Origin of the sequence: Lactobacillus sp. ESL0703, from assembly GCF_029433435.1 — a bacterium.
Taxonomy (GTDB): Bacteria; Bacillota; Bacilli; order Lactobacillales; family Lactobacillaceae; genus Lactobacillus.
The window spans coordinates 182,232-204,879 of sequence record NZ_JAQTIB010000001.1 but is presented as its reverse complement, the minus strand read 5'-3'; the positions used below and the strand labels follow the sequence as shown (position 1 = coordinate 204,879).

27 protein-coding genes, 1 tRNA gene and 1 other annotated feature are annotated in these 22,648 nt (G+C 37.4%); of the genes, 8 read left to right on the top strand and 20 right to left on the bottom strand.

The genetic code is table 11. The features are described 5' to 3' along the window. Window positions 1-79: 79 nt before the first annotated feature. The 6 genes from dhaM to PT278_RS00850 all read right to left on the bottom strand — a co-directional run bounded on the left by dhaM (window position 80) and on the right by PT278_RS00850 (window position 3,312). Window positions 80-451, bottom strand: coding sequence for a dihydroxyacetone kinase phosphoryl donor subunit DhaM (gene dhaM, locus PT278_RS00875; protein ID WP_277129560.1), 372 nt, complete (start codon window positions 449-451; stop codon window positions 80-82). After that, window positions 448-1,032: a dihydroxyacetone kinase subunit DhaL gene (gene dhaL / locus PT278_RS00870; RefSeq protein ID WP_277129559.1), complete on the bottom strand. Its 585-nt coding sequence runs from the start codon at window positions 1,030-1,032 to the stop codon at window positions 448-450. The genes dhaM and dhaL overlap by 4 nt, the downstream gene beginning before the upstream one ends. Before the next feature lie 12 nt (window positions 1,033-1,044). Then, the gene (locus PT278_RS00865; protein ID WP_277129558.1) at window positions 1,045-1,395 is read right to left on the bottom strand and encodes a dihydroxyacetone kinase subunit DhaK; all 351 of its coding nucleotides are present in this window, start codon (window positions 1,393-1,395) and stop codon (window positions 1,045-1,047) included. Then, window positions 1,361-2,044, bottom strand: a complete 684-nt coding sequence (locus PT278_RS00860; protein ID WP_277129557.1) for a dihydroxyacetone kinase subunit DhaK — start codon at window positions 2,042-2,044, stop codon at window positions 1,361-1,363. Before PT278_RS00860 ends, PT278_RS00865 begins: the two co-directional genes overlap by 35 nt. Window positions 2,045-2,165: 121 nt before the next feature. Then, on the bottom strand, window positions 2,166-2,648 hold the full coding sequence (locus PT278_RS00855; RefSeq protein WP_277129556.1) for a nitroreductase family protein: 483 nt from the start codon (window positions 2,646-2,648) through the stop codon (window positions 2,166-2,168). A gap of 19 nt (window positions 2,649-2,667) precedes the next feature. Beyond that, window positions 2,668-3,312: an SLAP domain-containing protein gene (locus tag PT278_RS00850; protein WP_277129555.1), complete on the bottom strand. Its 645-nt coding sequence runs from the start codon at window positions 3,310-3,312 to the stop codon at window positions 2,668-2,670. Between the two features lie 200 nt (window positions 3,313-3,512). Between PT278_RS00850 and PT278_RS00845 the strand changes: the two genes are divergently transcribed. Together PT278_RS00845 and PT278_RS00840 are read left to right on the top strand one after the other, a co-directional pair. Beyond that, window positions 3,513-4,367 carry a glycosyltransferase family 8 protein gene (locus tag PT278_RS00845; protein WP_277129554.1) on the top strand — a complete coding sequence of 285 codons (855 nt, stop codon included), beginning with the start codon at window positions 3,513-3,515 and terminating at the stop codon, window positions 4,365-4,367. A gap of 168 nt (window positions 4,368-4,535) precedes the next feature. Further along, the gene (locus PT278_RS00840) at window positions 4,536-4,817 is read left to right on the top strand and encodes an HU family DNA-binding protein (protein ID WP_277129553.1); all 282 of its coding nucleotides are present in this window, start codon (window positions 4,536-4,538) and stop codon (window positions 4,815-4,817) included. A gap of 55 nt (window positions 4,818-4,872) precedes the next feature. On the opposite strand, the gene PT278_RS00835 is transcribed toward PT278_RS00840, so the two are convergent. The 6 genes from PT278_RS00835 to PT278_RS00810 form a co-directional block, all read right to left on the bottom strand. Further along, window positions 4,873-5,574 carry a methionine ABC transporter permease gene (locus tag PT278_RS00835; protein WP_277129552.1) on the bottom strand — a complete coding sequence of 234 codons (702 nt, stop codon included), beginning with the start codon at window positions 5,572-5,574 and terminating at the stop codon, window positions 4,873-4,875. After that, on the bottom strand, window positions 5,567-6,628 hold the full coding sequence (locus PT278_RS00830) for a methionine ABC transporter ATP-binding protein (RefSeq protein WP_277129551.1): 1,062 nt from the start codon (window positions 6,626-6,628) through the stop codon (window positions 5,567-5,569). The genes PT278_RS00835 and PT278_RS00830 overlap by 8 nt, the downstream gene beginning before the upstream one ends. 16 nt (window positions 6,629-6,644) lie before the next feature. Beyond that, window positions 6,645-7,499 carry a MetQ/NlpA family ABC transporter substrate-binding protein gene (locus PT278_RS00825; RefSeq protein WP_277129550.1) on the bottom strand — a complete coding sequence of 285 codons (855 nt, stop codon included), beginning with the start codon at window positions 7,497-7,499 and terminating at the stop codon, window positions 6,645-6,647. Between the two features lie 15 nt (window positions 7,500-7,514). Next, complete coding sequence (locus PT278_RS00820; RefSeq protein ID WP_277129549.1) at window positions 7,515-8,369, bottom strand: MetQ/NlpA family ABC transporter substrate-binding protein; 855 nt, start codon at window positions 8,367-8,369, stop codon at window positions 7,515-7,517. A 43-nt stretch (window positions 8,370-8,412) separates the two neighbouring features. Next, window positions 8,413-8,652: a binding site (T-box leader), on the bottom strand. A gap of 61 nt (window positions 8,653-8,713) precedes the next feature. Next, window positions 8,714-8,905, bottom strand: a complete 192-nt coding sequence (locus PT278_RS00815) for a hypothetical protein (protein WP_277129548.1) — start codon at window positions 8,903-8,905, stop codon at window positions 8,714-8,716. Next, the gene (locus PT278_RS00810) at window positions 8,902-9,417 is read right to left on the bottom strand and encodes a dihydrofolate reductase (protein ID WP_277129547.1); all 516 of its coding nucleotides are present in this window, start codon (window positions 9,415-9,417) and stop codon (window positions 8,902-8,904) included. Before PT278_RS00810 ends, PT278_RS00815 begins: the two co-directional genes overlap by 4 nt. A gap of 200 nt (window positions 9,418-9,617) precedes the next feature. On the opposite strand from PT278_RS00810, the gene PT278_RS00805 reads away from it, so the two are divergent. Next, complete coding sequence (locus tag PT278_RS00805) at window positions 9,618-9,929, top strand: TipAS antibiotic-recognition domain-containing protein (protein ID WP_277129546.1); 312 nt, start codon at window positions 9,618-9,620, stop codon at window positions 9,927-9,929. A gap of 55 nt (window positions 9,930-9,984) precedes the next feature. Here PT278_RS00805 and PT278_RS00800 read toward each other — a convergent pair whose 3' ends face one another. The 3 genes from PT278_RS00800 to pnuC form a co-directional block, all read right to left on the bottom strand. Continuing rightward, the gene (locus tag PT278_RS00800) at window positions 9,985-10,899 is read right to left on the bottom strand and encodes a proline-specific peptidase family protein (protein WP_277129545.1); all 915 of its coding nucleotides are present in this window, start codon (window positions 10,897-10,899) and stop codon (window positions 9,985-9,987) included. A gap of 24 nt (window positions 10,900-10,923) precedes the next feature. Continuing rightward, complete coding sequence (locus PT278_RS00795) at window positions 10,924-12,690, bottom strand: oligopeptide ABC transporter substrate-binding protein (protein WP_277129544.1); 1,767 nt, start codon at window positions 12,688-12,690, stop codon at window positions 10,924-10,926. A gap of 280 nt (window positions 12,691-12,970) precedes the next feature. Further along, window positions 12,971-13,684, bottom strand: coding sequence for a nicotinamide riboside transporter PnuC (pnuC, locus tag PT278_RS00790; protein ID WP_277129543.1), 714 nt, complete (start codon window positions 13,682-13,684; stop codon window positions 12,971-12,973). Between the two features lie 229 nt (window positions 13,685-13,913). On the opposite strand from pnuC, the gene PT278_RS00785 reads away from it, so the two are divergent. Both PT278_RS00785 and PT278_RS00780 read left to right on the top strand, forming a co-directional pair. Continuing rightward, window positions 13,914-14,002 (top strand) — tRNA-Ser (locus tag PT278_RS00785). Window positions 14,003-14,116: 114 nt separating this feature from the next. Then, window positions 14,117-14,959, top strand: a complete 843-nt coding sequence (locus PT278_RS00780) for a hypothetical protein (protein ID WP_277129542.1) — start codon at window positions 14,117-14,119, stop codon at window positions 14,957-14,959. A gap of 53 nt (window positions 14,960-15,012) precedes the next feature. Here the strand turns inward: PT278_RS00780 and PT278_RS00775 are convergent, their stop codons facing one another. Further along, window positions 15,013-15,345: a type II toxin-antitoxin system PemK/MazF family toxin gene (locus tag PT278_RS00775; protein WP_277129541.1), complete on the bottom strand. Its 333-nt coding sequence runs from the start codon at window positions 15,343-15,345 to the stop codon at window positions 15,013-15,015. Then, entirely contained in the window at window positions 15,345-15,605 is a 261-nt protein-coding gene (locus PT278_RS00770; RefSeq protein ID WP_277129540.1) for an AbrB/MazE/SpoVT family DNA-binding domain-containing protein, read from the bottom strand. Before PT278_RS00770 ends, PT278_RS00775 begins: the two co-directional genes overlap by 1 nt. Window positions 15,606-15,858: 253 nt before the next feature. Between PT278_RS00770 and PT278_RS00765 the strand changes: the two genes are divergently transcribed. Then, complete coding sequence (locus PT278_RS00765; RefSeq protein WP_277129539.1) at window positions 15,859-16,440, top strand: phosphatase PAP2 family protein; 582 nt, start codon at window positions 15,859-15,861, stop codon at window positions 16,438-16,440. 38 nt (window positions 16,441-16,478) lie between these two features. Here PT278_RS00765 and PT278_RS00760 read toward each other — a convergent pair whose 3' ends face one another. Then, window positions 16,479-17,309 (bottom strand): DegV family protein, encoded by an 831-nt coding sequence (locus tag PT278_RS00760; RefSeq protein WP_277129538.1) that lies wholly within the window; start codon window positions 17,307-17,309, stop codon window positions 16,479-16,481. 236 nt (window positions 17,310-17,545) lie between these two features. Between PT278_RS00760 and eno the strand changes: the two genes are divergently transcribed. Both eno and PT278_RS00750 read left to right on the top strand, forming a co-directional pair. Then, a complete protein-coding gene (gene eno, locus PT278_RS00755) occupies window positions 17,546-18,832 on the top strand; it encodes a phosphopyruvate hydratase (RefSeq protein ID WP_277129537.1) in 1,287 nt (428 codons plus the stop codon). 195 nt (window positions 18,833-19,027) lie between these two features. Beyond that, window positions 19,028-21,301, top strand: a complete 2,274-nt coding sequence (locus tag PT278_RS00750) for an HAD-IC family P-type ATPase (RefSeq protein WP_277129536.1) — start codon at window positions 19,028-19,030, stop codon at window positions 21,299-21,301. A gap of 78 nt (window positions 21,302-21,379) precedes the next feature. Here the strand turns inward: PT278_RS00750 and PT278_RS00745 are convergent, their stop codons facing one another. Both PT278_RS00745 and PT278_RS00740 read right to left on the bottom strand, forming a co-directional pair. After that, entirely contained in the window at window positions 21,380-21,898 is a 519-nt protein-coding gene (locus PT278_RS00745; protein WP_277129955.1) for a GNAT family N-acetyltransferase, read from the bottom strand. 128 nt (window positions 21,899-22,026) lie between these two features. Beyond that, on the bottom strand, window positions 22,027-22,554 hold the full coding sequence (locus tag PT278_RS00740; RefSeq protein WP_277129535.1) for an adenine phosphoribosyltransferase: 528 nt from the start codon (window positions 22,552-22,554) through the stop codon (window positions 22,027-22,029). Window positions 22,555-22,648 lie beyond the last annotated feature (94 nt).

Here is a 22,648-nt window from a genome sequence, read left to right as displayed (position 1 = left end):
TACCTTAATCAATGATAACTTAACTTGTGAGGATGAAAAACTTTTTTGCTTAAAATCAGGTAATTAGGAATTAAATTCCCTAGTCTTTTACAACCAGTGGCTTAAGTTGAGCTTCGACTTCCGTGCGTGTGACACCAGCTTGAGCAAGTGATGCGGCAGTGTATGCTCCCTCAATGAAGGCAGTATTGTATAAATGAACTGGCTTAACGGTCATTTCAAGCGCCATTTCCAAATTCATCTTGGCACTGCCAAGGTCATAAAACGCCAAAATTTCGTCAGCTGAATTATCCGCAAATGCCTGCATAATCTTATCCATACTGGTACCAATATCGCCATCATTGGTGCCGGCAGCGACAGTAATTGGGACATCAGCTGCCACTTGGTCCAGTAATTTTTTTAAGCCGCTTGCAATTTCGGGAACATGAGACACCAAAGTAATTCCTAAACTCATAATAACCCCTTTGTTTCTAGCATTGCTTCAAACAAGTAGCCGCTGGATTGGGATCCGGGATCAACATGTCCTTTTGAACGTTCGCCTAAATATGAAGCCCGACCTCTTTTGGCAACCATCTCTTTAGTAGCCTCAACAGCTGCCGCTATTTTATCTTGCGTCAGATTGCCAGCCTTGACATCGGGAATTAATGCCTGCCAAACATCAACCATGGTTTTATCACCTGGCTTTGCGCCGCCACGCTTTTCAATTCCAGCAAGAGCTGCATCTAATAATTCGCTCAAGTCCGTTGTGGTATTACTTTTCTTAGCCATTTCCAAAAAGGCAGTACCATAAAGCGGCCCTGAAGCACCACCAACAGTTGAAATCAGCGTCATTGCAATTGTTTTAAAGGCTGCAGTCACATTGGCTGGCTTTTCAGTTAACTTCTGACTGACCGCTGTCATCCCCCGATTCATATTAAAGCCGTGGTCGCCATCGCCGATTGGCGTGTCCAAATCACTTAAAAGTTGCTGATTTACGGCAATTTTAGCCGCAAAATTATTCATCCATTCTGTTAAAGTATCGACTGTTAATGTCATGTTTAACCCTTTCTATTTCCAAGCAATTGTTGCAACTGGCATATTTAATGCATCAAGCCACTTGTCATCCTGTAATTCAAACATGGTAAGTGATATTCCCGCCATGTCAAGTGATGTCATGTAATTGCCGATTTTGATAAATGCCGGCTTAATCTTAAATTGCTCAAGTTTATTTAATAAATCATTACTAAAAATATACTGTTCCATCAGTGGCGTTGCCCCCATCCCATTAACAAGTACCGCATATTTTTTACTGCCATCAAGATGCATCTCGCTATCAAGCTTATTAACTAATTCTTCAACCAAATCCTTGGCAGGCTTAATCTTTTCACCGCCGATAGCCAGGCTCTGAATGAACCCCAACGCCAAACTCAATCTCGTCATCTTTAAGGACAAAGCCGGGCTTGCCAGTTTCTGGATTAGTAGCTGCGGACAGGGCAACGGCAATTGTTTTAATATTTGGCAGAACCTGCTTGGCTAATTCGGCAATCTCATCAAGACTGGCACCATTTTGTGCAGCTGCTCCAAGTACCTTATGCATAAACAATGTCCCAGCTACTCCACGCCGACCTTGTGTAAAAGTGCTATTTTCTACAGCGATATCATCATCAACAACGATTGACTTAACCTTAATGTCATCCATTTCTGCCAAATCTTTCGCCATATCAAAGTTCATGATGTCACCTGAATAATTTTTAATTATTAAGAAAACTCCTTGCCCTTGATCGACGGCCTTAATAGCCGCATAAATTTGGTCTGGTGTCGGTGAAGTAAAGACCTGTCCGCATACAGCTGCACTCAACATCCCTTTACCGACAAAGCCAGCATGAGTTGGCTCATGTCCAGAACCACCACCGGAAACAAGCCCGACTTTACCCTTCATTGATTCCTTGTCTGAACGCATAACAGCTTCGGCATCAGGAACTTGTTCAATAAATTGCGGATAAGACCGGACCATACCGGCAACCATTTCTGGTACTACATTAGCAGGATCATTGATAATTTTTTTCATTTTGGATCTTCTTTCGGTTTGCAATCTAAAATCTTATTACAATCTGATTATATCAGCAAGCGCTTCCATAAGCTAATATATTATTAACAAAAAAGGCGAAGATTACTCTTCGCTTTTAAAACTATTTTCGAATTACTTGATACCGGTTTGACCGATCTTCATGTGGCGCTTCTGAAGCATGACCGACAGCAACAATTACTGAAGTCACATATTCAGGAGTTATGCCTAATTCTGCTTGCAAATCTGGTGCAGTATTTAGCTTGCCGGCAGCCATCATTAAGTAAACGGAACCTAAATCAAGATTGGCGGCTTCGACCATGATGTTTTCAGCAGCAGCTGAAGCATCCCGCTCACCGTAACGACTCTTCTTTTGAACATTAATTACAAATAATAATGGCGCACCATAGCAGGCATTGTCAGTTACCTGTTCAATCTTTTTCAGTAAATTCTCATCTTCTACTACCGTCATTTGCATAACTGCTGTTTCATGCATGCCACACGGTGCTGCTTGGAACGCCTTAATTAGTTGCTCAATCGCTGTTTGCGACACCTTTTCATCGGTATATTTGCGAACAGCAACGCGCTTTAAAATTGGATCTGACATTTTGGGACTTCTTTCTTAACTATTGGTTTAAAGCTTGACCACTCTTATGATTCAAGTCTGACCACTTAATGTAGTAAGTCTTTAAGCTTTCTACAAATGTAATGCCAACAAACTTGGTCTTATGAATTTTCTTGGTTTTAATGACTAAAACATTTTGTCCTTTAGCAATTGTTCCGCCCAAGTTCTTACCCTTACCGTTATAGGCATAAGCTTTACGCTTTAATTTATAAGATGCGGCTGGTGAAGTTTTTACATTCTTGGCATCAATGTATTGCTTCTTATTATCAAATTGCAATAAGCTCTTGCCCTTAAGTGAGATAAAACCTGTAACGTAAATAAACATATTCTTCTTTAGCTTGGTTTTACCTTTTTTAACTTTGTTGCCCTTAGCATCATAAATAGTTGAATTTTTCTTCAGCTTAACATACTTATTAATGTAACCTAAGGCAGCTGTATTACTAGTTGAGCTACTAGATGCCGGTTGGTCCTTGGCTGGTTGATTATCAGCAGTCGTCGTTCCCGTCGCATTTTGTTGCTGATTAGTATTAGCAGGTTGACTAGTAGCCGGTGTTTCTTCAGTTGCCGCATTTACTGGTGCTGCGATCGTTAATCCAAGTGATAAAGAAGCAGTACCAATTAGGCCTAACAATAAATTTTTCTTCATATTTACACCTCATAATGTAATCATTTTATTTCTTATGATTTATTTTACTACATTAACTTTGTAATTACTCCTTATAAAAGTAAATGTAATACTTTGTAATTTCTTCTTCAGCTGCTAAATAAGAAAGTTTAGCTTTAAAACCAAAATAACTTATAATAAATATAATGTAAATCATAACCGCTATTTTTAGAAAGATGAATATGGAAAATATAAACGATCAGCCAATAGAAATCTTAGTTACTATCGACCAAAACTACATCAAACCGCTTGAAGTCATGATGTATTCACTCAAACTTAATAATCTTGAGCAACAGATGCGCATTTGGATCATCTACGATAACATTAGTACCTCTGCCTTAACTGCCTTGCAAAACTTCGGGCAAAAAATTGGTATCCAAGTTGAAGCTTTAGCAATGAATGCCGACTTTACCTTCCCTGAATCTCTACTGAACCTGCATGATTACCCACAGGAAATGTACTTTCGTCTACTGTCCGGCAAAATTCTGCCTTCTAATTTGCACCGTATTATTTATCTTGATCCTGATATTCTAGTAATCAATTCAATTAGGTCGCTGTGGGATTTAGACTTGCAGGGCAAAATGTTTGCTGCGGCCGTCCATGAGGGTCTAACCGATATCATGAGTTCAATCAACAACATTCGCTTAGGGACAACGACTGCCTATTTTAATTCCGGTATTATGCTGATGGATCTGGATCAGATGCGGCAAAAAGTTAAACTTGACGATCTTACCAATGCAATCAACGAACATCATGACACTTTGATTTTGCCCGATCAGGATATTCTAAATTATTTATATGGTGAAGATATTCTTCAAATTCCGGAAACACAATGGAATTATGACGCTCGTGCCTACTCTGTCTATCTAACCAGAAGTACGGGCGAATATAACCTTGAATGGGTAATGCAAAATACCTCAATTCTGCATTTTTGTGGTAAGCCAAAACCATGGCAAAAAGAAAACCATTCACGCTTCAAGGCACTCTACTTAAATTATCAGCAAATGACTAACAATTTAACAAAAGCAAAAAAATAATTTGCACAATCGCAATTTTTCTATTGAAGGTCTGCTTAACTGTGCTAAAATAATTAAAGTTGCTGGATATCAAGCGACACAACGCATTACGTGAATTACGTGCCGATTGTTTACAATCGATTTTGTGTTGTCTATTTTATAATTTTTATAGAAAAGAGAAGATACATTATGGCTTCAATTAACAAATCTGAACTTACTAAAGAAGTTGCAGCAAAGACTGGCCTTAAGCAAAAGGAAGCTGAAGAAGTTATTGACGCTTTCATCGGCTCAATCAAGGACAACTTGACTAAGGGTGAAAAGGTTCAAATCATTGGCTTCGGTTCATTTGAAGTTCGTCAACGTGCAGAAAGAAAAGGTAGAAACCCACAAACTGGTAAGACCTTAACTATTCCTGCTACTCAAGTACCTGCATTCAAGCCTGGTAAGGCATTAAAGGATGCAGTTAAATAATCTTTTAACTTAAAACATAAAAGACCAGCAAGCAATCTGCTTGCTGGTCTTTTTTTTAACGACTTTGGTGATTTAGTTTCTTAGCAAAGAAGTCACCGATAATTTGCACAATAAAAATCAAAATAATTACGAGAATTGTCGCCACAAGGGTTACATCGTTATCAAACCGGTTATAACCATACGAGATAGCGGTATTCCCTAGTCCACCAGCACCAATGGCCCCAGCCATTGCAGTTAAGCCAATCAAACTAATAATTGTCACTGTGGACACGCGAACTAATTCAGAACGAGCTTCATTTAAGTAAACACTAAAAATAATGTCCCAGATAGTTGCTCCTAGGCTCTGTGCGGCTTCAATCTTGCCCTGTGCCACACTCTCTAAGGCAACCTGTACTTGCCGAGCATAAAATGGAAAGACGCCTAGGGTTAGCGGTACCAAGGCAGCCTTCATTCCGATTTGAGTACCTACAATCTTTTGCGTTACTGGTGCAATAAAGGCCAGCAAAATGATGAAGGGAATTGCCCGGAAAATTGAGACTACTTTATCACAAATATTAAACCAGAATTTGTTCGGACGAATGCCATCATCCTTGGTCAAAACAAGAATTACGCCAAAAATAATTCCTAAAATTCCACCAAAGATTGCTGACCAAAAAGTCATAAAGAGTGTTTGCACGATACTGGTGCCCCAGCCGGCATCCCCACTCCAGCCAAGTTGAACCACATTTGGAAATACACTACTAAACCAACTACTCATACAAATTCCCCTTCTCATCAAATCTAGTTAATGATACTTGTTGCTTTTGCAAAAAGGCAACCGTTTCTTTTTGTTTTTCACTATCACCCTTGACCAAGACCAACAAGGTCCCAATTGGCTCGTCATCAAGCAGTTCCACATTGCCATACAGCATGCTGACTTCAACACCAAGTTCACGATACAGGTCAATGACAATCGATTTAGTCACATTGGCTACACTGTATACCAGTTGATAAATAGCTTCATCTTCGTTCAAATGGTCTAAATTCAGCGTATCTAGAGTATTAATGACTTCAAGTGAGCCACCAACAAAGCTCTTAGTCAAAGCATTTTGTGGGTTTAAGACAACATCACGCAACTTGCCCTTTTCAACAATCTTGCCTTGTTCCATCACGGCCACTTTGTCACAGATTTTTTTAACTGCATCCATTTCGTGCGTGATTAAAACAATTGTTAAATTCAACTCTGCCTTCAGCTTTTTCAATAAAGCCAGAATTTGTTGCGTATTCTGTGGGTCTAAGGCACTAGTTGCTTCGTCCGAAATCAGAATATCTGGTTCGTTGGCAAGTGCGCGCGCAATTGCTACTCGCTGCTGCTGTCCCCCAGATAATTGAACCGGATAAAAGTTAGCCTTATCTTTTAGATCAACCAAGTCTAATAGGTGCAATGATTTTTCTTCAATTTCTTTGTCTTTTAAACCTGAGTGCTTCAAGGCAAAGGAGACATTTTCAAGAACGGTTACTTCATTTAATAGGTTGAAACTCTGAAAAATCATGCCGATATTTCTACGTGCTAGTTGCAGCTGCTTATTGGAAATGACTTGCTTGCCATCCTTAATAAAGTCGATACCGTTGACTTGAATGTCACCAGCAGTTGGCTTTTGCAGCAAGTTAATTGTTCTAACCAAGGTAGACTTGCCGGCACCAGAGAAACCGACAACACCATAAATGTCCCCTTTTTCAACTTCTAAATTGACATCTTGCACCGCATGAACGACTTTACCTTTTTTATCTGGAAAATCCACATTAACGTGCTTTAACTCGATAATACTCATTAACAATCACCCTTTACTAAAACTTGATATCCCAAGCTGGTAGTTCCATTTTACCAAAATACTTCTTAAATAATTTTTTGGTTTCAACCGTTTGATATGCCTTCACAACAGCTTGATAATCTTGATTATCTTTTTGATCTTTTCGAGCACAAATGATATTCACCCATTTTTCTGAATCTTTGTTAAGCGGCTCAACAAAGATGGTTTGCTTCTCACCAAGACCTGCTGGTATCGCAAAAGTATTATTAACAATTGCCGCATCAACACTATTAACTACCCGGCCACATTGATCATCACTAACTTCCTTGATTTTTAAATTATGCGGGTTCTTGACAATATCTGCAACTGTTAGTAACGCCTTATTTTTACGTAATTTAATTAGACCCGCATTTTTGAGGACGATTAATGAACGTGATTCATTTGTGGCATCATTTGGTACCGCAATCGTCGCACCATCTGGCAATTGACTCAGCTTATGATACTTTTTAGAGTAAATTCTGATTGGCGAAATTTGTGTTCGGCCAATAGCAACAATATCACCATGATTTGCCTTATTCCATTCCTTTAAGAAAGCATAGTGTTGGAAGGAGTTAAGATCAATATCGCCGTTTTTTAGTGCCTTATTAGGTTGATTATAATCGGTAAAGTTTTTAAGCTTAATCGAAACGCCATACTTCTTTTTAGCTAAAGCAGCCGTATGATCCCAAATGTCCTGATCGGATTTGTTAATACTTACGACCCCGACAGTTACAACGTGATTTTGCGATTTGGGCTTGTTTAGACCAGGTCCAAAACCAAACCAAGCAGCAATAATAATAACTACAGCAATAATTAACCAAATAATAATATTCTTGCGTTTTTTATGACTCATGATAAATGTTTCTTTCTATTTTAAAGTAATATCCCAAGCAGCAATTTCCATATCGCCATAATACTTTTTATATAAATTCTTAGTTTCTTGCGTTTGGTAAGCCTTCACAACATCTTGATAATCCTTGTTGTTAGTCTGACCTTTTTTAGCACAAATAATGTCAATCCATTGCTGTGAATCCTTATTAACCGGTTCAACAAAGATTGTCTGTTTCTTGCCTAGACCTGCTGGTCCAGAAAAGTCATTGTTGACGACTGCGGCATCAACAGAATTAATCACGCGGCCACATTGTTCAGCACTGATTTCTTTTATTTTTAAGTTACGGTGGTTTTGAATAATATCAGAAACCGTAACTAAGCTTTTGCCTTTGCGTAAACCGATTAAGCCAGCATTTTTCAAGACGAATAATGCTCTAGATTCATTAGTTGGGTCATTGGGTACTGCAATCGTTGCGCCGTTAGGTAATTGACTAAGCTTGTGGTACTTCTTTGAGTACAACCTAATTGGAGCAATGTAAGTTTTACCAATTGGTACGACACCGCCATGATTGGCCTTGTTCCAGCTTGCCAAGAAAGAATAATGTTGAAAGGCATTCAGGTCAATATCACCATTTTTCAAGGCTTTATTTGGCTGATTATAATCAGTGAAATTTTTGATTTGCACGGTAATGCCGTATTTTTTCTTAGCGGTTTGCTTAACATGCTGCCAAATATCCTGTTCCGGCTTGCTTTCACCAACTACCCCGACAGTTACTGTATGTGATTTTGAACCATGATTCAGACCTGAACCAAAGCCAAACCACGCAGCAATCAGCACAATGACAACAATCAATATGCCAATAATTAGCTTGCGCTGTTTTTTCTTACTCATTAATCCTTACCTCCAAAATTGCAATAAAAAAGCACTCATCCCAATCAAGGACGAGTGCTCGTGTTACCACCTTTAAATTTATCTATTACTCACGTAATAAATCTCACTAGCTATCAAACAATAGCTTGCAAAGATAACGGATGCAACTCCGCCATTAGCTAAATATCACTAACAGTCATCATTTCAAGCCCATGTTCGCTACTACTTAACTGCTGGCTCTCACCACAATGCCAACTCTCTTTATTGTTAAGAAAATAGTTACTCTGCTTTTCAAGATGTATTAATTATTTAATTGTTTATTAATTTATCATTCAAGCTGGGTGCTGTCAACCCTAGAATAAAATTTATTTATTGTTAGTTTTTTTGAAAGCTTTAATTTGGGTCATGTGATAACGACCAACGCCATAGGTCACAATTGCCATCCCGATAACCTGCCACCAAAAGTTATGATTTGTTGCTTCTGCTTGAACAATACTGCCCACTAAAATAACCATACAAATTAGAAGAATTACGCCGGACCAGATAATTTGTTTCATTTTTGAACTTCCTTTCGCAAATAAGTTAGAAAAGCATAAGGATATTTATCTTGGTAATTAGGTGCATGACTTACTTTCTTAACTAAATTGAATTGCTGATAATCAATGACCGTCATTACTGTATCACCAGCAAAAGTGGCATCAATTACGGTTCTTTCAAGACAATCAACGCGATCTTTCAATGCAGAAAAAACCGAATTGCCACCAATTACACTGATTTGCTCCTGCTGGTGAGCAGTCAGCCAATTATTTAATGCAGTAAGTGAGTCTAACATCACAACTTGCTTATTTTCAGCATATTTGGCAATTAACTGTTCATCTTTAGTCAAAACAACGTGCAGTCGCTGCGGCAATAACCTTGGTAAACTCGTAAAAGTCTTGCGCCCCATAACTATTGGATGGCCAATGGTTAGTTCCTTAAAATGTTTCATATCACCAGGCAGCTGCCATGGCAAATGTCCATTTAGACCAATTTGGCCTTTTTGATCTTCTGCCCATACAAAAGTAATCATCAATTCACCTCTAACTTTATTATACGGCTCCATTAGCTTTAATTGTTCCGTAATGCTTTAGCTTGACCAATTTTGTAATTGCTTAAACTTCATCCTGGGCAATTAAGCAGCCTAAATTAGAAGTTGAAAATTAATTCGACCATTCTAACATGCAATATGCTATAGTTAATAAGATAAAATTAGATTGAGGAGTATCAGTAATGACCAAAAAAGACGATCAAAAAACGGTTGAAAATTTTAACAAAATGAAAGTAACTGAAGCTAACCTTGTGCGTGATTTACAAGCTGTCGTTAAAGATCCTGCTAAAGAAGCAGAATTAAGCGACGACATTTTTGCTAATCATAAGTCATGGCTGCAAATAATTATGCCTAATTATTCGCCTGAAATGCACTTAGCATTAGTTGACAACTACGAAAAAGAAAGTCGTTACAAGTCATACTATGATGATAAGGCTGGCAAAGGTGCGACTGCAATTTTAGTCAAAGTTGTTAAAGAGCATTTAGCAAAATAAAAGGTGAAGTTCTTCAATTATTGAAGAATTTCACCTTTTTTAGTATTTCAAAAAGTTACTCACCTTTAAATGTGCCCGCCTCAACTTGCTTAATAAAGTCGGCAACGTGCTTATAGTAAACATCAGGATTATCTACCATTTGGTGATGGCCAGCATCCGGTGTTGTTACTAAACGAGAATTCGGGATTTCTTTTTGCATAATTTTGGCTGTTTCTAGTGGCATCGTATCTTCTTCACCAAAAGTCAGCAAGGTTGGCATCGTTATCTGTTTTAGATATTTTCTAAAATGCCAATCCTTTAACTTACCAGTAACCACAAATTCATTATCACCTTGAAAAGCATGATAGACAGGTAACCCGCCAATTCTTTTAATATGATACAACTTGCAAGGCTGGCGCCGATCAAGGAAGTTAATATTTAAGATTTGAATGTCTTCACGATAACGTGGATTGGCAAAATCATGGTTATCCTCACATTCACGCATAAAGTCAATTTCTGTTTGCGGGAAAATTTCTTGTCTACGGCGATTAATTGATTCAATATAATCATCAATTTCATCTACCATTGAAGAAATAATCGTCCCCTTAAGGTGAGAACCATATTTTACAGAATATTCCTGTGCAAGCAGTCCGCCCCAGCTTTGACCAATTAGATAAAAATGATCTAATCCCAGTTTGTCTCGAACTTCATCAACCTCATCAAGGAAGTATTCATAAGTTAGATACTTTTCAGCAATTTTGGGGTCAGAATAATCTGGCTGATCTGAATAAAGCGACCCTAATTGGTCGTACATCGTTACTTGAACGTGCAGACCTTGCTTTGCTAGTTGATCGGCAGCATCCTCCCAATATTCATGATTACCACCAGGCCCACCATGTAACGCGAGCAAATGAATATCGCCCTCACCTTGCGTACTAGTCCATAAATGATAGCCATTATCCAATGTAATAATTTTTGATCCAGTTTTCATGTCTTTTCCTCATATATTTAATAGTTATTTGCTATATCCTACCTTGTACCATAAAGGTTGGGAGTTATTTGTGTGTGACGGCTTGAGTGAATAGCCAGTTAATGCATCATTGACGGCAGTAATTTGGTAAGAATTATCGATTGGGATAACGTAAGCTTCATCATTCATGTATTCTTGCCACTCATGGAATTTTTGTACCCGATATTTATGGTTAAATGCCTTTGAAGAATTGAGTTCTGCCATCAATTGATTATTTTTGGCAGTCACAAATCGAGACATGTTAAACTGTGCGGTTTCACTGTAATAAGTTTGCGGCGATGGTTCTGATGGCATAGACCAACCACCAATAAACATATCAATTCCCAGATCATCGTGTTCTAACTTGTCATAAAACGAGTTGTGTTCAATTAAGCGTCCTGATGCCAGTTGAACATTTAGTCCGATTTTATGCCATTGCTGAATATAATTTTGGATAATAGGTTCTTGAGTTGAGTCACCACTCATTGCAGCAATATTAATCGTTAATGGCTTACCATTAGGCTGAATGCGCCACTTCCCCTTCTTTTTATAACCAGCTTTATCTAAAATACTATTAGCCTTTTTTAGATTGTAGGAATAGCTCTTAGCATTTTTATCAAAGTAATCGCCAAATTGTGCTGGGATTAAGGTAGGAACTCTAAAAGTTAAGCCATAACTATAACGTTTATCAACTGCATCAACATTCATTGCATAACCAATCGCTTGGCGCAATGACTTGTTATTCATTTTTGCCTTAGGATTTTCAACGTTTTTACTTGTCTTATTGTCCCATTTCCCCACCTTAAAGGCTAAATAGTGATAACTCAAAGGAATTTGGGCAACGAAATTGACTTTTTTAGTATCTTTAACTTGGTTCCATTGAGTGTTAATAACCTGCATTACGTCAAACTTGTGACTTTTAATTGCTTGTGAAGCGGAATTAGGTGAAACCACTGAGATGACAATTTTATTTAATTTTGGCGTGCCACGCCAGTAATACTTATTAGGCGTCCAAGTAACAGATTGACCACGGACAATTTTATTAATTTTAAAGGCACCAAAAAACAGTGGCGTTTCTCTAATTTTATCTGAAGATTTTAACTTAGAAAAAGGTACATCCTTTAAATAGTGATATGGTTCTACCGCATCCCACAAATAGCGATTTCCTGTATTGAACATACTAGGATTGACCTCTTTGAAGTGCATAATAATAGTTCTACCATTATCACCATCAGGCATTTCAATTCCCGAAATAGTCTTAGCCTTCCCATCATGATAGGCTTTTAGCCCATTAAGAATTTCAAATTGATTGCTGTATCTTGGGCAATTGGTATCCTTATTAGCTAAAATTTCATAAGCATATTCATAGTCCTTGGCAACAACTTGCTTACCATCAGACCATTTGACACCCTTTTTAATCGTTATCGTAGCCGTTTTCTTTTTTACATTTAGCTTAAGAGTAGCCGGTCCCTTGTCAGTAACTTTATAATGGTCGTCGCTATCAAACAATGTTTCTAGACCTGGAGCCGCAACTTGAGAGTCAATGTCATCAGAAGACAATTCTTGTGAAAATATTCCAGAAAAAGGAGTGTCTGTTTCAAGGCCAATCTTCACAGTGCCGCCCTGTTTACTGGCTTTTTGCGGAGTTGACATAGGAAACTTGGATGCCATCTTAGTTTCATCCTTGGCAGTATTGTTCTTACCACATCCAGCTAAGACAAGACCAGAAAGACTGATAATTCCCAAAGATTTAAATAAATTTGGTTTGTTCATTGTGATATATCCCTCATTTCTACATTTAATTTTTATATTTAAATAATATATCACAATATTTTAATAAAAACATCATATTTTTTAGAAAGAATACTTAATTTATCGACTAATATACCCTGATATTTCAGAATAATTGAGAGATAAATAATGATAGAATAATTAAATACTTTTATTTATCAAGTGTGGGCATTGAGATGAAGATTTTAGCCGAATTAGACAAAAAAATACACGCCCCCAACAAAATGTTGAAGTCGTGTATAAAGCAATATAAATACTATGATTAATGGAACCAGTGCGTATTTCTATCAGTAAACGCAAGCAAGTCATTACTCATGTATAAAATATACGTAATAAACAGCGTCAGATTGGCATCACCTTGAAAGGCAGTTACACCCCACAAAATAATTGACATAATTCCTTGAACCGTCCAAAAGTAGTACTGCTCACGAAAACGCAAGGTACATAATAATGATCCTGTTACTCCAATTGAGCCGGCAAAAGCATCAATCCATGGCCGTGGACTGATAAAAATTTTCGTATCCATAAAATACAAGGCAGCAGTAACAACGGCAAAGAAAATCAGTGTTAACAGCCATTTAGATGCGTTTAATCCGTGAATATGCTTTTCAGCGTCTTTGGCCCATGCAGGCAATAGCAAAACCGGCAAATCTAGCAGGACAATATATGAAGCCTGCAAGACAACATCGGCATAATTGCGGGCGTTAATTGCTACAACAATGTAGATTAACGCTGATAACAGTCCTAAGACACCATTTAAGGGTTTAGCATTGGTAATTGCCAATGTACAGGTAAAGCCCATGATTGCCGCAACCATTGTGACCAGTGAAATGGTATTTACCGGCGAACTAACTGTCGTGCCAATAATCACACCAATTCCCAGCATTAATAGCATATACGTTTTAAAGCTCCAACCACGCATTTGCTCGACATACCATTTAGGTCTGAAGACATCAGTATTTGGCTGTATTTTCATTACTTCTACTCCTCACATAAATACGATATTTATTAAAAACACATGTTATCTATCATAACATGTGTTTTCAGTAAAATAAAATTTTTCAAATGATAAAAATACCTGCAAAATGATACGGTAAATTTTCAAGAATGCTATAAGGAGAGTCCAGGACTTAACCCCCAAAAATAAAAAATTGCAAAATTAATTTGGAAAAATACGACTAATAAGGTATAATATCTTTTGTTGCGGAGAGTTGGCAGAGTGGTAATGCACCGGACTCGAAATCCGGCGAACCAAGTTTTCCTTGGCGCGCAGGTTCAAATCCTGTACTCTCCTTAAATATAAAATATTTAGCTAAGTAAACTGGACTAACCAATAATAGGTTAATCCAGTTTTTTGTAAAAGCATTATTTTTAAAATTAATATGTCTTATTTTTTAGCAGGTGGATTATGATTTTACTAGACAAATATTTTTGGTATCTCTTATTGAGTTGTTTCGCTTTGATATTGATTATTCATTTTTTGGAAAAAATAATTAATGTAATCAAAATCATCATCAACTTTTGTATTCAAATTAAAAATAAATATAAATTACTACAAAGCGCTTGGTTTTGGTTTATTACTGGTGCTATTACAATATTTCTAATTATGGGTTTTATATCATCTTGGAAAACAACAGATTTATCTACAAGTAGCGCAATTATGTCAGCGATAGCAGCTTTCATGTCGGCAATAGGAACATTTATATCAGCAAAAATAGCAAAAATGTCTTACGATAAACAAAACAAAGAGGCAACTAGAAAATCTCAAATTAGGCCCCGCTGGTTTTATGAGAATATAGATAGTAAGAACCACAAAGGATACCTATGCTTATGTATATCTGTTTTAAATCTTTCTTCAAGGCCTGTTGAAATAAATAATTTTGGTTTTAATGAAGATAAAGATGGCAAAGATCAAACTAATGAACAAGAAGGAGCATCTCCTGCTCCTATGAAAGTAAATGCTGGATGGATTTCATCTTTTAGTGAACCTAAGGGTACTATAAATTTTGTGACTGATGCTTGTCCGTTACTAGTGAAGCCATATTCTTCTAAAGATTTTTTGCTTTATTTTCCAACTATAAGAAATAAATTTTTTTGTGAAGTAGGATTATTTCATTCTTTTAATTTAAAATGGAATTGGAACTCCAAAAAGGATTATTTAGATAGTTGGCCAGTTAAGAGAATTGGTAATAAAGAATTAGAATTAATTTTAGAAAATGAAGGTTTCGCAATTTCGAAAGAAGAATATTAAATAGCAAAAAAGATCACCTATAGAAAATGAAACTCTACAGGTGATCTTTTTTGCTAAATTACTTGTTCTTTAATAAATTTGCTCAATCCAATAATATCAATTGAGCTTAGTTTACCAATTGGACGTCGGCTAAAAACGGCTTCTCTAGTAATTTCATAATTCTTATGAATATCAACATAAGATTGCTTTTTAAGTCCTGCTTCTTGCCACAACTTAATCGGATAATATAATTTCTTAATCTTATTTGACTTGTTTTCGTACTGGCTAGTAATTTTAAACACTGTTACATATTTTTGCTTAACAACTAATACCAATGCTGGTCGCACTTTACTGCCGATATGCTCATCAAAAGGCACATTAGCAATGTATAACTCCATCGGCTGCATTAGCCATTAACCATCCAATCATGAAAATCAGGTGATTTTTTCGCATCGTAGTGTCCATTTTTATCTATATCAACTTTTTCGGTAGGAATGTCTTTAATTAAATCAGCCCACTCTAATGCTGTTGGCATTTTTTTAATAATCAATTCATCATTATTAACACTAATTGACAATTCATCGCCATCTTGTAAACCCAGTTTACGCCTTATTGCGACTGGAATAACTATTTGTCCTTTACTCGATAATTTAGAAGTTTGTTCCATAATAATTTTACTCCGCTCTTGTATCTTACGTCTTACATTTTACTTGATTATTATACAAAATGCAATTCACTCGAACATTAGAAACCAAAATTAGTTTTTACCGCTAAAATATAATTTTCCATTATTACAAAATAGTTACAAGAAGCATTGATTTCTTAAGTTTTGCTCAAGACCAGTTTTAAACGGTACATACCGGTCTAAAAATCCTGTTAAAATAACCTTAAGTAAGTATTTCTAGGTAGTGATTTTATATATGCAAACAAGTATTTGGCTGGCGGCGTTGTCCGCTTTTATTCTGCTAATTCTCATTGTTAATATCCGCAATTCACGTCGCTTTAATCTCTTTGACCATTGGCTGCACCATAAGTTAGTCAGAAATCATGATGGCTTCAGCTGGCAAATAATTGCTTTTATCAATGACCCCAAGTTAATGGTTGTCTGGGATATTCTACTTGCCAGTTTCCTAATTAATGAAGAAAGAAATATCACTGCTCTTTGGGTAATTGCTACGTTGGGCTTTACTGATATTGCTGGCATCTTATTAAAGCGGTGGGTGCACCGTAAACGACCAATTGAGCATTCTGATCTAGAAGACGGTTACAGCTTTCCCAGTGGTCATGTTTTAGGAGCAACCTGTATGGTATTAATTATCTTGCAGGTTTTCGGCAATGAACTCACTAACTGGCTGGTAATTGCTCTAGGTGCAATCTGGTTAATGGTTGTTGTCTCACGTTTAAGCCTTAGGGCACATTATCCATCTGACGTTATTGGCGCGACTAGTCTAGCGATATTTTGTTTTACAATTTCTCAGCAAATATTATTGGCTATCATTTAAAAAGACAAGTTTCAATTTGAAACTTGTCTTTTTTTACTTTATAAATCTTCAAAACCAATCATTAATCCGCCCTCTTCAGCGTAAAAGGTACATAGACCTTTCATTGAGCGAATAATTACTTGAGCTTGCGGGTACAGCTCAATAATTTTTTCTTTGAGTGTTTTAGCGTCCTTTTCATTCTTGCAGTGGTCAATAATAACTTGCCCACCCTGATATTTCATATCAGTCATCCGCTTAATAACTTCTTTCAGGGCCCGTTTCATTCCCCGAACCTTTGCCAGCGGCTCTAATTTACCCTCATCACTGGCAGTACCAACGAGGTCAATCTTTAACATATGCGCAACTTTGGCAACAGCAGGACTAACCCGGCCATTAAGAGATAAGTTATGCAATGATTGCAAAATGAATAACAAATGAGTATGCGTTTTATAATCGTGGATTTTTTGTTCTAAATCAACAAACCGTGATTTACCCTTAACCATTTTCTTAATTTCATTTAAAACAACCGACATTTCTGGACCAGCAGAACGCGAATCGATAACAATTACATGACTGTCAGGATGTTTCTTTTCATACATTTCTTTTGCCTGAAATGCCGAAGAATAACTACCACTAAGACCGCTAGTAATTGTCATTAAAATTGCGCGCTTGCTGCCCTCTAATGCTTCAAGCCACTCATTAATGCTTGGACAAGATGTCTTACCTGCCTCTGTGTTCTTTGCCATCTCAGTAATTAGCTGGTCGACATCAAGCTGCTCGTTGTCAACAAAATCTTGACCAGCAATTGTCATCGTTAACGGTACCACCTGAAGCGTTTGATCGGCATTTTCGTTAGCGCTAGAATCGATTATTAATTTTACTTCTTCCATTTATTGATACATCCTTAATTGAATACAAAATCATTTATGAATTAAATTGTATAGCTAAATAATAAAGCAAAACTGCCAAAAAAGCGATTAAAAATTTTTAATCTTAGAAATCGCTTTCAAATGTTTACAGAATCACAAACTTAGGCTAAAATTTGTCATGTAGATATGGAGCCCTTGCTCCAGTTAATGTATGTACAGAAAAGTTGTACAACATTTATTATTTAGGAGGTTTTTAGATGTTAAAATCAGTCATTGAAAATGTTCATGCACTGGAAATCTATGATTCACGTGGTAACCCAACTGTTGAGGCTTTTGTTACCCTTTCAAACGGTATCGTAGGAAAGGCTGAAGTCCCATCAGGTGCTTCAACTGGTGAAAACGAAGCCGTTGAATTGCGTGACGGTGGTAAGCGTGTTGGCGGTAAAGGTGTTTCTAAGGCTGTCAACAATGTTAACACTAAAATTGCTAAAGCCTTAAAGGGCTTAGATCCTCACGACCAAGCAAACATTGATCGCGTTATGATCGAATTAGACGGTACTCCAAACAAGGCTAAGCTTGGTGCTAATGCTATCTTAGGTGTCTCAATGGCTACTGCCGCTGCTGCTGCCAAAGATAGTCACCAACCACTTTACAGATACCTTGGCGGAACTGATCTTGAAATGCCACAAACTTTCCATAACGTTATTAACGGTGGTGAACACGCTGATAACGGTATCGATGTTCAAGAATTCATGATTACCCCAGTTAAGAAGACTTCATTCCGTGATGGTTTTGAAAAGATTGTTAACACTTACCACACTTTGAAGAAAGTTCTTGAAGATATGGGTTACGAAACTGGCCTCGGCGACGAAGGTGGTTTTGCTCCTAACATGAAGAGTTCAGAAGAAGCTTTGAAGGCTTTGCACGAAGCAATCATCAAGGCTGGCTACAAACCAGGCGAAGATATTGCTATTGCTTGTGACTGTGCTGCTTCATACTTCTACAATAAAGAAGACAACAAGTACCACTTTGAAGGTAAAGTTCTTGACGACCAAGAATTGTCAGATTACTACGACAAGTTGCTTGGTGAATTCCCAGAATTAATCTCAATCGAAGACCCATACGACGAAAACGACGTTGACGGTATGATTAAGTTTACTGAAACTCACAAGGACAGAATTCAAATCGTTTTGGATGACTTTATTTGTACTAACCCTAAGCTTTTAACTAAGGCTATCAAGGAAGGTGCTGGTAATGCTTCATTAATCAAATTGAACCAAATCGGTACTGTAACTGAAACTTTGGAAACTATTCGTCTTTCACGTAAGAATGGCTACAACACCATGATTTCTCACCGTTCAGGTGAAACTGGTGACACCTTCATCGCTGACTTTGCCGTTGCTGTTAACGGTGGTCAATTGAAGACTGGTGCCCCAGCTCGTTCAGAACGTGTTGAAAAGTACAACCGTTTGCTTGAAATCGAAGAAGAACTCGGTGATGGTGAACGTCTTGCCTTCTTCCCAGACAATGTCGACGAAGACTAATTAAAATTAATAAATAAAAATAAAACCCCGAAATTGCTATAATTCGGGGTTTTATTTTTATTTTAAAACGACTTTTTTTGCTAAATAATTATTCATATATCAAGTAAGTATGCTTTTATTTCCTAGCAAACTAGTAAAAAAGGCTCAACTGTGCTAATTTAGATAAGGTATAAATTAATCAAAGGAAGGCAAATTATGTCTGAAAAAATTACCGGCTTAAGTCAAGCCGAAGCAGATAAACTTCTTAAAGAAAAAGGTTTAAATGAAGTACCTGAACCAAAATTCAACTTTTTCAAAGAATTTTTATCTAAATTATGGAATCTGTCTGCTTGGATTCTGGAAGCAGCCCTGCTCTTAGAATGCATTCTAGGCAAATGGATCCAATCATTATTTGTATTGCTAATGTTACTATTTGCAGCATGGAACGGTGCCACGCAGAAAAAGCGTTCACGCCGCGTGTTAAACAATATTTCTCACAAGTTAACGCCCACTGTTTCCGTTCAGCGCGATAACCAATGGCAAAATATTGATTCCAAATATCTTGTCCCTGGCGACCTGATTAATTTGCAGCCAGGTGATGTGTTAGCAGCCGACGTCAAGTTAGTTGATGGTCAACTTGCAACCGATGAGAGTTCAATCACTGGTGAAGCTAAGACCGTTCATAAGAATATTGATGACACAGCCTTTGCCGGGACTACCGTTGTCGAAGGATCTGGATTAGCAGTTGTAACCGCAACTGGTTCAAACTCTCGCTCAGGCAAGACTATTAATTTAATTAATAATTCTGCTGCTCCTGGACACTTGCAACAACTATTAACCAAAATTATTTATTATCTTTGCTTACTCGATGGTTTCTTAACGCTAATTATTATTATCGCTTCCTTCTTCAAGGGCGGCGATCTTAACAATCTGGTTAACATGCTGCCATTCTTAGCAATGATGTTCATTGCTTCAATTCCAGTGGCCATGCCGTCAACCTTTGCCCTATCTAATTCATTCGAAGCAACTAGATTGAGTAAGGAAGGTGTTCTAACTGCTGACTTAACTGGTATTCAGGATGCCGCGAACTTGAACCTGATTTTACTAGATAAGACAGGTACAATTACCGAGAATAAGACAGCAGTTGCCCAATGGACTAATTTCAGTGAGCTTGATAACAAGCTAGTACTTGAATTGGCTACAGCCGCAACTGACCAGCGTAATAAAAAAATTATTGATGCCGCGATTGATGAATATGCCATTGAACAAGGTGTAACAATTAAAGCAAGTGATGATTTTACCCCCTTCACTTCTGATACCGGCTACTCAATGGCTAACATTGATGGCTACAACGTTAAATTAGGTTCATTTAAGCAGCTTTCATTAATTGACAAGACTGCCAATGACAAAGTAAAAGAAATTGACTTTGGTGCTGGCCGTTCCTGTGCCCTACTAATTAATGATGAATTAGCCGGTGTCTTCATTCTGCAGGACAAGGTTCGTTCAGATTCCAAAGCTGCCTTAGCTGAATTAAAAAAGCGTGGCGTGCGCCCGATAATGTTAACTGGTGATAACCAAAAAACAGCTTTGGCCGTTGCTAAGCAAGTTGATTTGACCGGTGACGTGATTTCAATCCATAATTTTGATGAAAATACTGACATTAATCAATTAGCTGGAATTGCGGATGTCCTACCAGAAGACAAGCTGCGCATGGTTAAATTCTTCCAAAAGAAGGGTTACATCGTAGGTATGACCGGTGATGGTGTTAATGACTCACCTGCTCTAAAACAGGCTGAAGTCGGTATCGCTGTATCTAATGCAGCCGACGTCGCTAAGCGTTCTGGTAAAATGGTATTATTGACCGATGGCTTGAGCTCAATTGTCAAAATTTTGGATGCTGGGCACCGCGTTTACCAAAGGATGACCACGTGGTCATTAACCAAATTAGCAAGAACAGCCGAGTTAACAATGCTGCTGACATTTGGTTACCTGTTCTTCAACTACATTCCAATGGCCCTGAATGCCATGGTTATTTATACAATTATGAATAACATGGTAACAATGATGATTGGGACCGACCGGACACATATTACGTATAAACCTGAGAATTGGAATATCGCTAAATTAGCTAAAATCGCCTTCTCACTCGCCTTTGGCTGGACAGTAATCGGCGTTATTGCAGTCGGCTACCTGAATACCCATGGCTTCAGTCACGGTACGGTTTCAACCATGGTTTACGTTTACTTAGTACTGAGTGCGATGTTTATCTTGCTGATTACCAGAACCAAGCGGTTCTTCTGGCAAGATTATCCATCTAAGGCTGTTGGTTTAACCCAAATTGCGGACGTGATTTTAACAATTATTCTGGCACTATTTGGAATTGCAATGACCAAAATTAGTTGGACTAACTTATTGATTACATTTGCCATTGCCTTAGTAGCAGCTATTGTAGTTGACCTAGTCTATCAACCAATTATGAAAAACAAATAATTAATCTAAATAGAACTTTTGTAACTGAAAGTTCTATTTTTTTGCAAAAAAATACTCCTAAATCTAGGAGTATTATCTTTAACGCGTTAATTCATAAACGTATGAGGTCTCATCGGCACGATAAACACCATATAAAGTTCCAACCTGCTTAAAGCCCATTTTGTTAATTAAGTGCTGCATTGCTTGATTGTCTTCATGGGTATCAATTCTAATTGAATCAACTTCAGGATGACTATCTCTAATATTTTCAATTACAGCCCGCAGAAGTTTGGTAGCATAACCATGGCCAGCATGCTTAGAACGAATTGCAACCCGGTGAATAACTACATAATTATCCGTTTGCATTAACCATTCACCATTTAAGTTGTCATACGCATGATCGGGCCCGGTAACAATCGAAATTGCTCCAACTGTTTCTTCATCATCAGAAACAGCCAAGTATGCCCAACCATTCTCAATGTCTTCCTTAATCTGGTCAGGTGATGGATATTCACCCTGCCACTGATTAACACCACTTTCTGCTAATTGATTAGCACCATCTTTCAAAATCATCATAATTTGGTCAAAATCAGCCATTGTTGCTCTTCTTAATTGCAAGTTCTTCACTTCTCCTTTTAAAAAAACATACGATCTATTATACCGACACCATTTAAGTATGTAAAAAAATTTGTTTTTATAACGCTAATAAAAAAACAGTTTTCTTTTTTAAAGAAAACTGTTTTGAATTAAGCACCGTGATATTGAACAAGTGAATAAATATCAAGTCCCGGTAACTTTTCCTTACCCTTTAAATCAGGTAATTCAATGTAAAATGCGGCACCAACTAAAATACCACCTAAATTTTCAATTAATTGCTTGCAAGCACGCAATGTTCCAGCAGTTGCAAGTAGATCATCACAGATAACTACTCGTTGTCCTGGCTTAATTGCATCCTTGTGCATTTCCAAGACGTTAGAACCATATTCCAAATCGTATGAGGCCCGTTCTACTTCTCTTGGCAACTTATGCGGCTTTCTTGCGGGAACAAAGCCTAAGCCTAATTCAGTGGCAACAGGACATCCCACAATAAATCCCCGAGCTTCAGGGCCGACAATTACATCTGCCTTTCTGCTCTTAGCATATTCTGCAAGCTTATGAGTAGCTGTCTGGAATAATTCACCATCCTGCAAAATCGGAGTAATATCCCGAAAGACAATTCCCTCATTTGGAAAATCATTAACACTTGCAATTCGTTCTTCAAAAATGTTTGCCATAAGAAGAAAAACCTCCAAAACTTCATTTGCTTTCTTAAAGCACAATTTAACTTACATATTCTAACAGATTTAACCATAAAAAGCACTAAAAAAC

Coding starts and splice junctions, on each gene's coding strand:
- dhaM (WP_277129560.1), bottom strand. CDS start 451: ATGAGTTTAGGAATTACTTTGGTGTCTCATGTTCCCGAAATTGCAAGC.
- dhaL (WP_277129559.1), bottom strand. CDS start 1,032: ATGACATTAACAGTCGATACTTTAACAGAATGGATGAATAATTTTGCG.
- PT278_RS00860 (WP_277129557.1), bottom strand. CDS start 2,044: ATGAAAAAAATTATCAATGATCCTGCTAATGTAGTACCAGAAATGGTT.
- PT278_RS00855 (WP_277129556.1), bottom strand. CDS start 2,648: ATGTCAGATCCAATTTTAAAGCGCGTTGCTGTTCGCAAATATACCGAT.
- PT278_RS00850 (WP_277129555.1), bottom strand. CDS start 3,312: ATGAAGAAAAATTTATTGTTAGGCCTAATTGGTACTGCTTCTTTATCA.
- PT278_RS00845 (WP_277129554.1), top strand. CDS start 3,513: ATGGAAAATATAAACGATCAGCCAATAGAAATCTTAGTTACTATCGAC.
- PT278_RS00840 (WP_277129553.1), top strand. CDS start 4,536: ATGGCTTCAATTAACAAATCTGAACTTACTAAAGAAGTTGCAGCAAAG.
- PT278_RS00835 (WP_277129552.1), bottom strand. CDS start 5,574: ATGAGTAGTTGGTTTAGTAGTGTATTTCCAAATGTGGTTCAACTTGGC.
- PT278_RS00830 (WP_277129551.1), bottom strand. CDS start 6,628: ATGAGTATTATCGAGTTAAAGCACGTTAATGTGGATTTTCCAGATAAA.
- PT278_RS00825 (WP_277129550.1), bottom strand. CDS start 7,499: ATGAGTCATAAAAAACGCAAGAATATTATTATTTGGTTAATTATTGCT.
- PT278_RS00820 (WP_277129549.1), bottom strand. CDS start 8,369: ATGAGTAAGAAAAAACAGCGCAAGCTAATTATTGGCATATTGATTGTT.
- PT278_RS00815 (WP_277129548.1), bottom strand. CDS start 8,905: ATGAAACAAATTATCTGGTCCGGCGTAATTCTTCTAATTTGTATGGTT.
- PT278_RS00810 (WP_277129547.1), bottom strand. CDS start 9,417: ATGATTACTTTTGTATGGGCAGAAGATCAAAAAGGCCAAATTGGTCTA.
- PT278_RS00805 (WP_277129546.1), top strand. CDS start 9,618: ATGACCAAAAAAGACGATCAAAAAACGGTTGAAAATTTTAACAAAATG.
- PT278_RS00800 (WP_277129545.1), bottom strand. CDS start 10,899: ATGAAAACTGGATCAAAAATTATTACATTGGATAATGGCTATCATTTA.
- PT278_RS00795 (WP_277129544.1), bottom strand. CDS start 12,690: ATGAACAAACCAAATTTATTTAAATCTTTGGGAATTATCAGTCTTTCT.
- pnuC (WP_277129543.1), bottom strand. CDS start 13,684: ATGAAAATACAGCCAAATACTGATGTCTTCAGACCTAAATGGTATGTC.
- PT278_RS00780 (WP_277129542.1), top strand. CDS start 14,117: ATGATTTTACTAGACAAATATTTTTGGTATCTCTTATTGAGTTGTTTC.
- PT278_RS00775 (WP_277129541.1), bottom strand. CDS start 15,345: ATGCAGCCGATGGAGTTATACATTGCTAATGTGCCTTTTGATGAGCAT.
- PT278_RS00770 (WP_277129540.1), bottom strand. CDS start 15,605: ATGGAACAAACTTCTAAATTATCGAGTAAAGGACAAATAGTTATTCCA.
- PT278_RS00765 (WP_277129539.1), top strand. CDS start 15,859: ATGCAAACAAGTATTTGGCTGGCGGCGTTGTCCGCTTTTATTCTGCTA.
- PT278_RS00760 (WP_277129538.1), bottom strand. CDS start 17,309: ATGGAAGAAGTAAAATTAATAATCGATTCTAGCGCTAACGAAAATGCC.
- eno (WP_277129537.1), top strand. CDS start 17,546: ATGTTAAAATCAGTCATTGAAAATGTTCATGCACTGGAAATCTATGAT.
- PT278_RS00750 (WP_277129536.1), top strand. CDS start 19,028: ATGTCTGAAAAAATTACCGGCTTAAGTCAAGCCGAAGCAGATAAACTT.
- PT278_RS00740 (WP_277129535.1), bottom strand. CDS start 22,554: ATGGCAAACATTTTTGAAGAACGAATTGCAAGTGTTAATGATTTTCCA.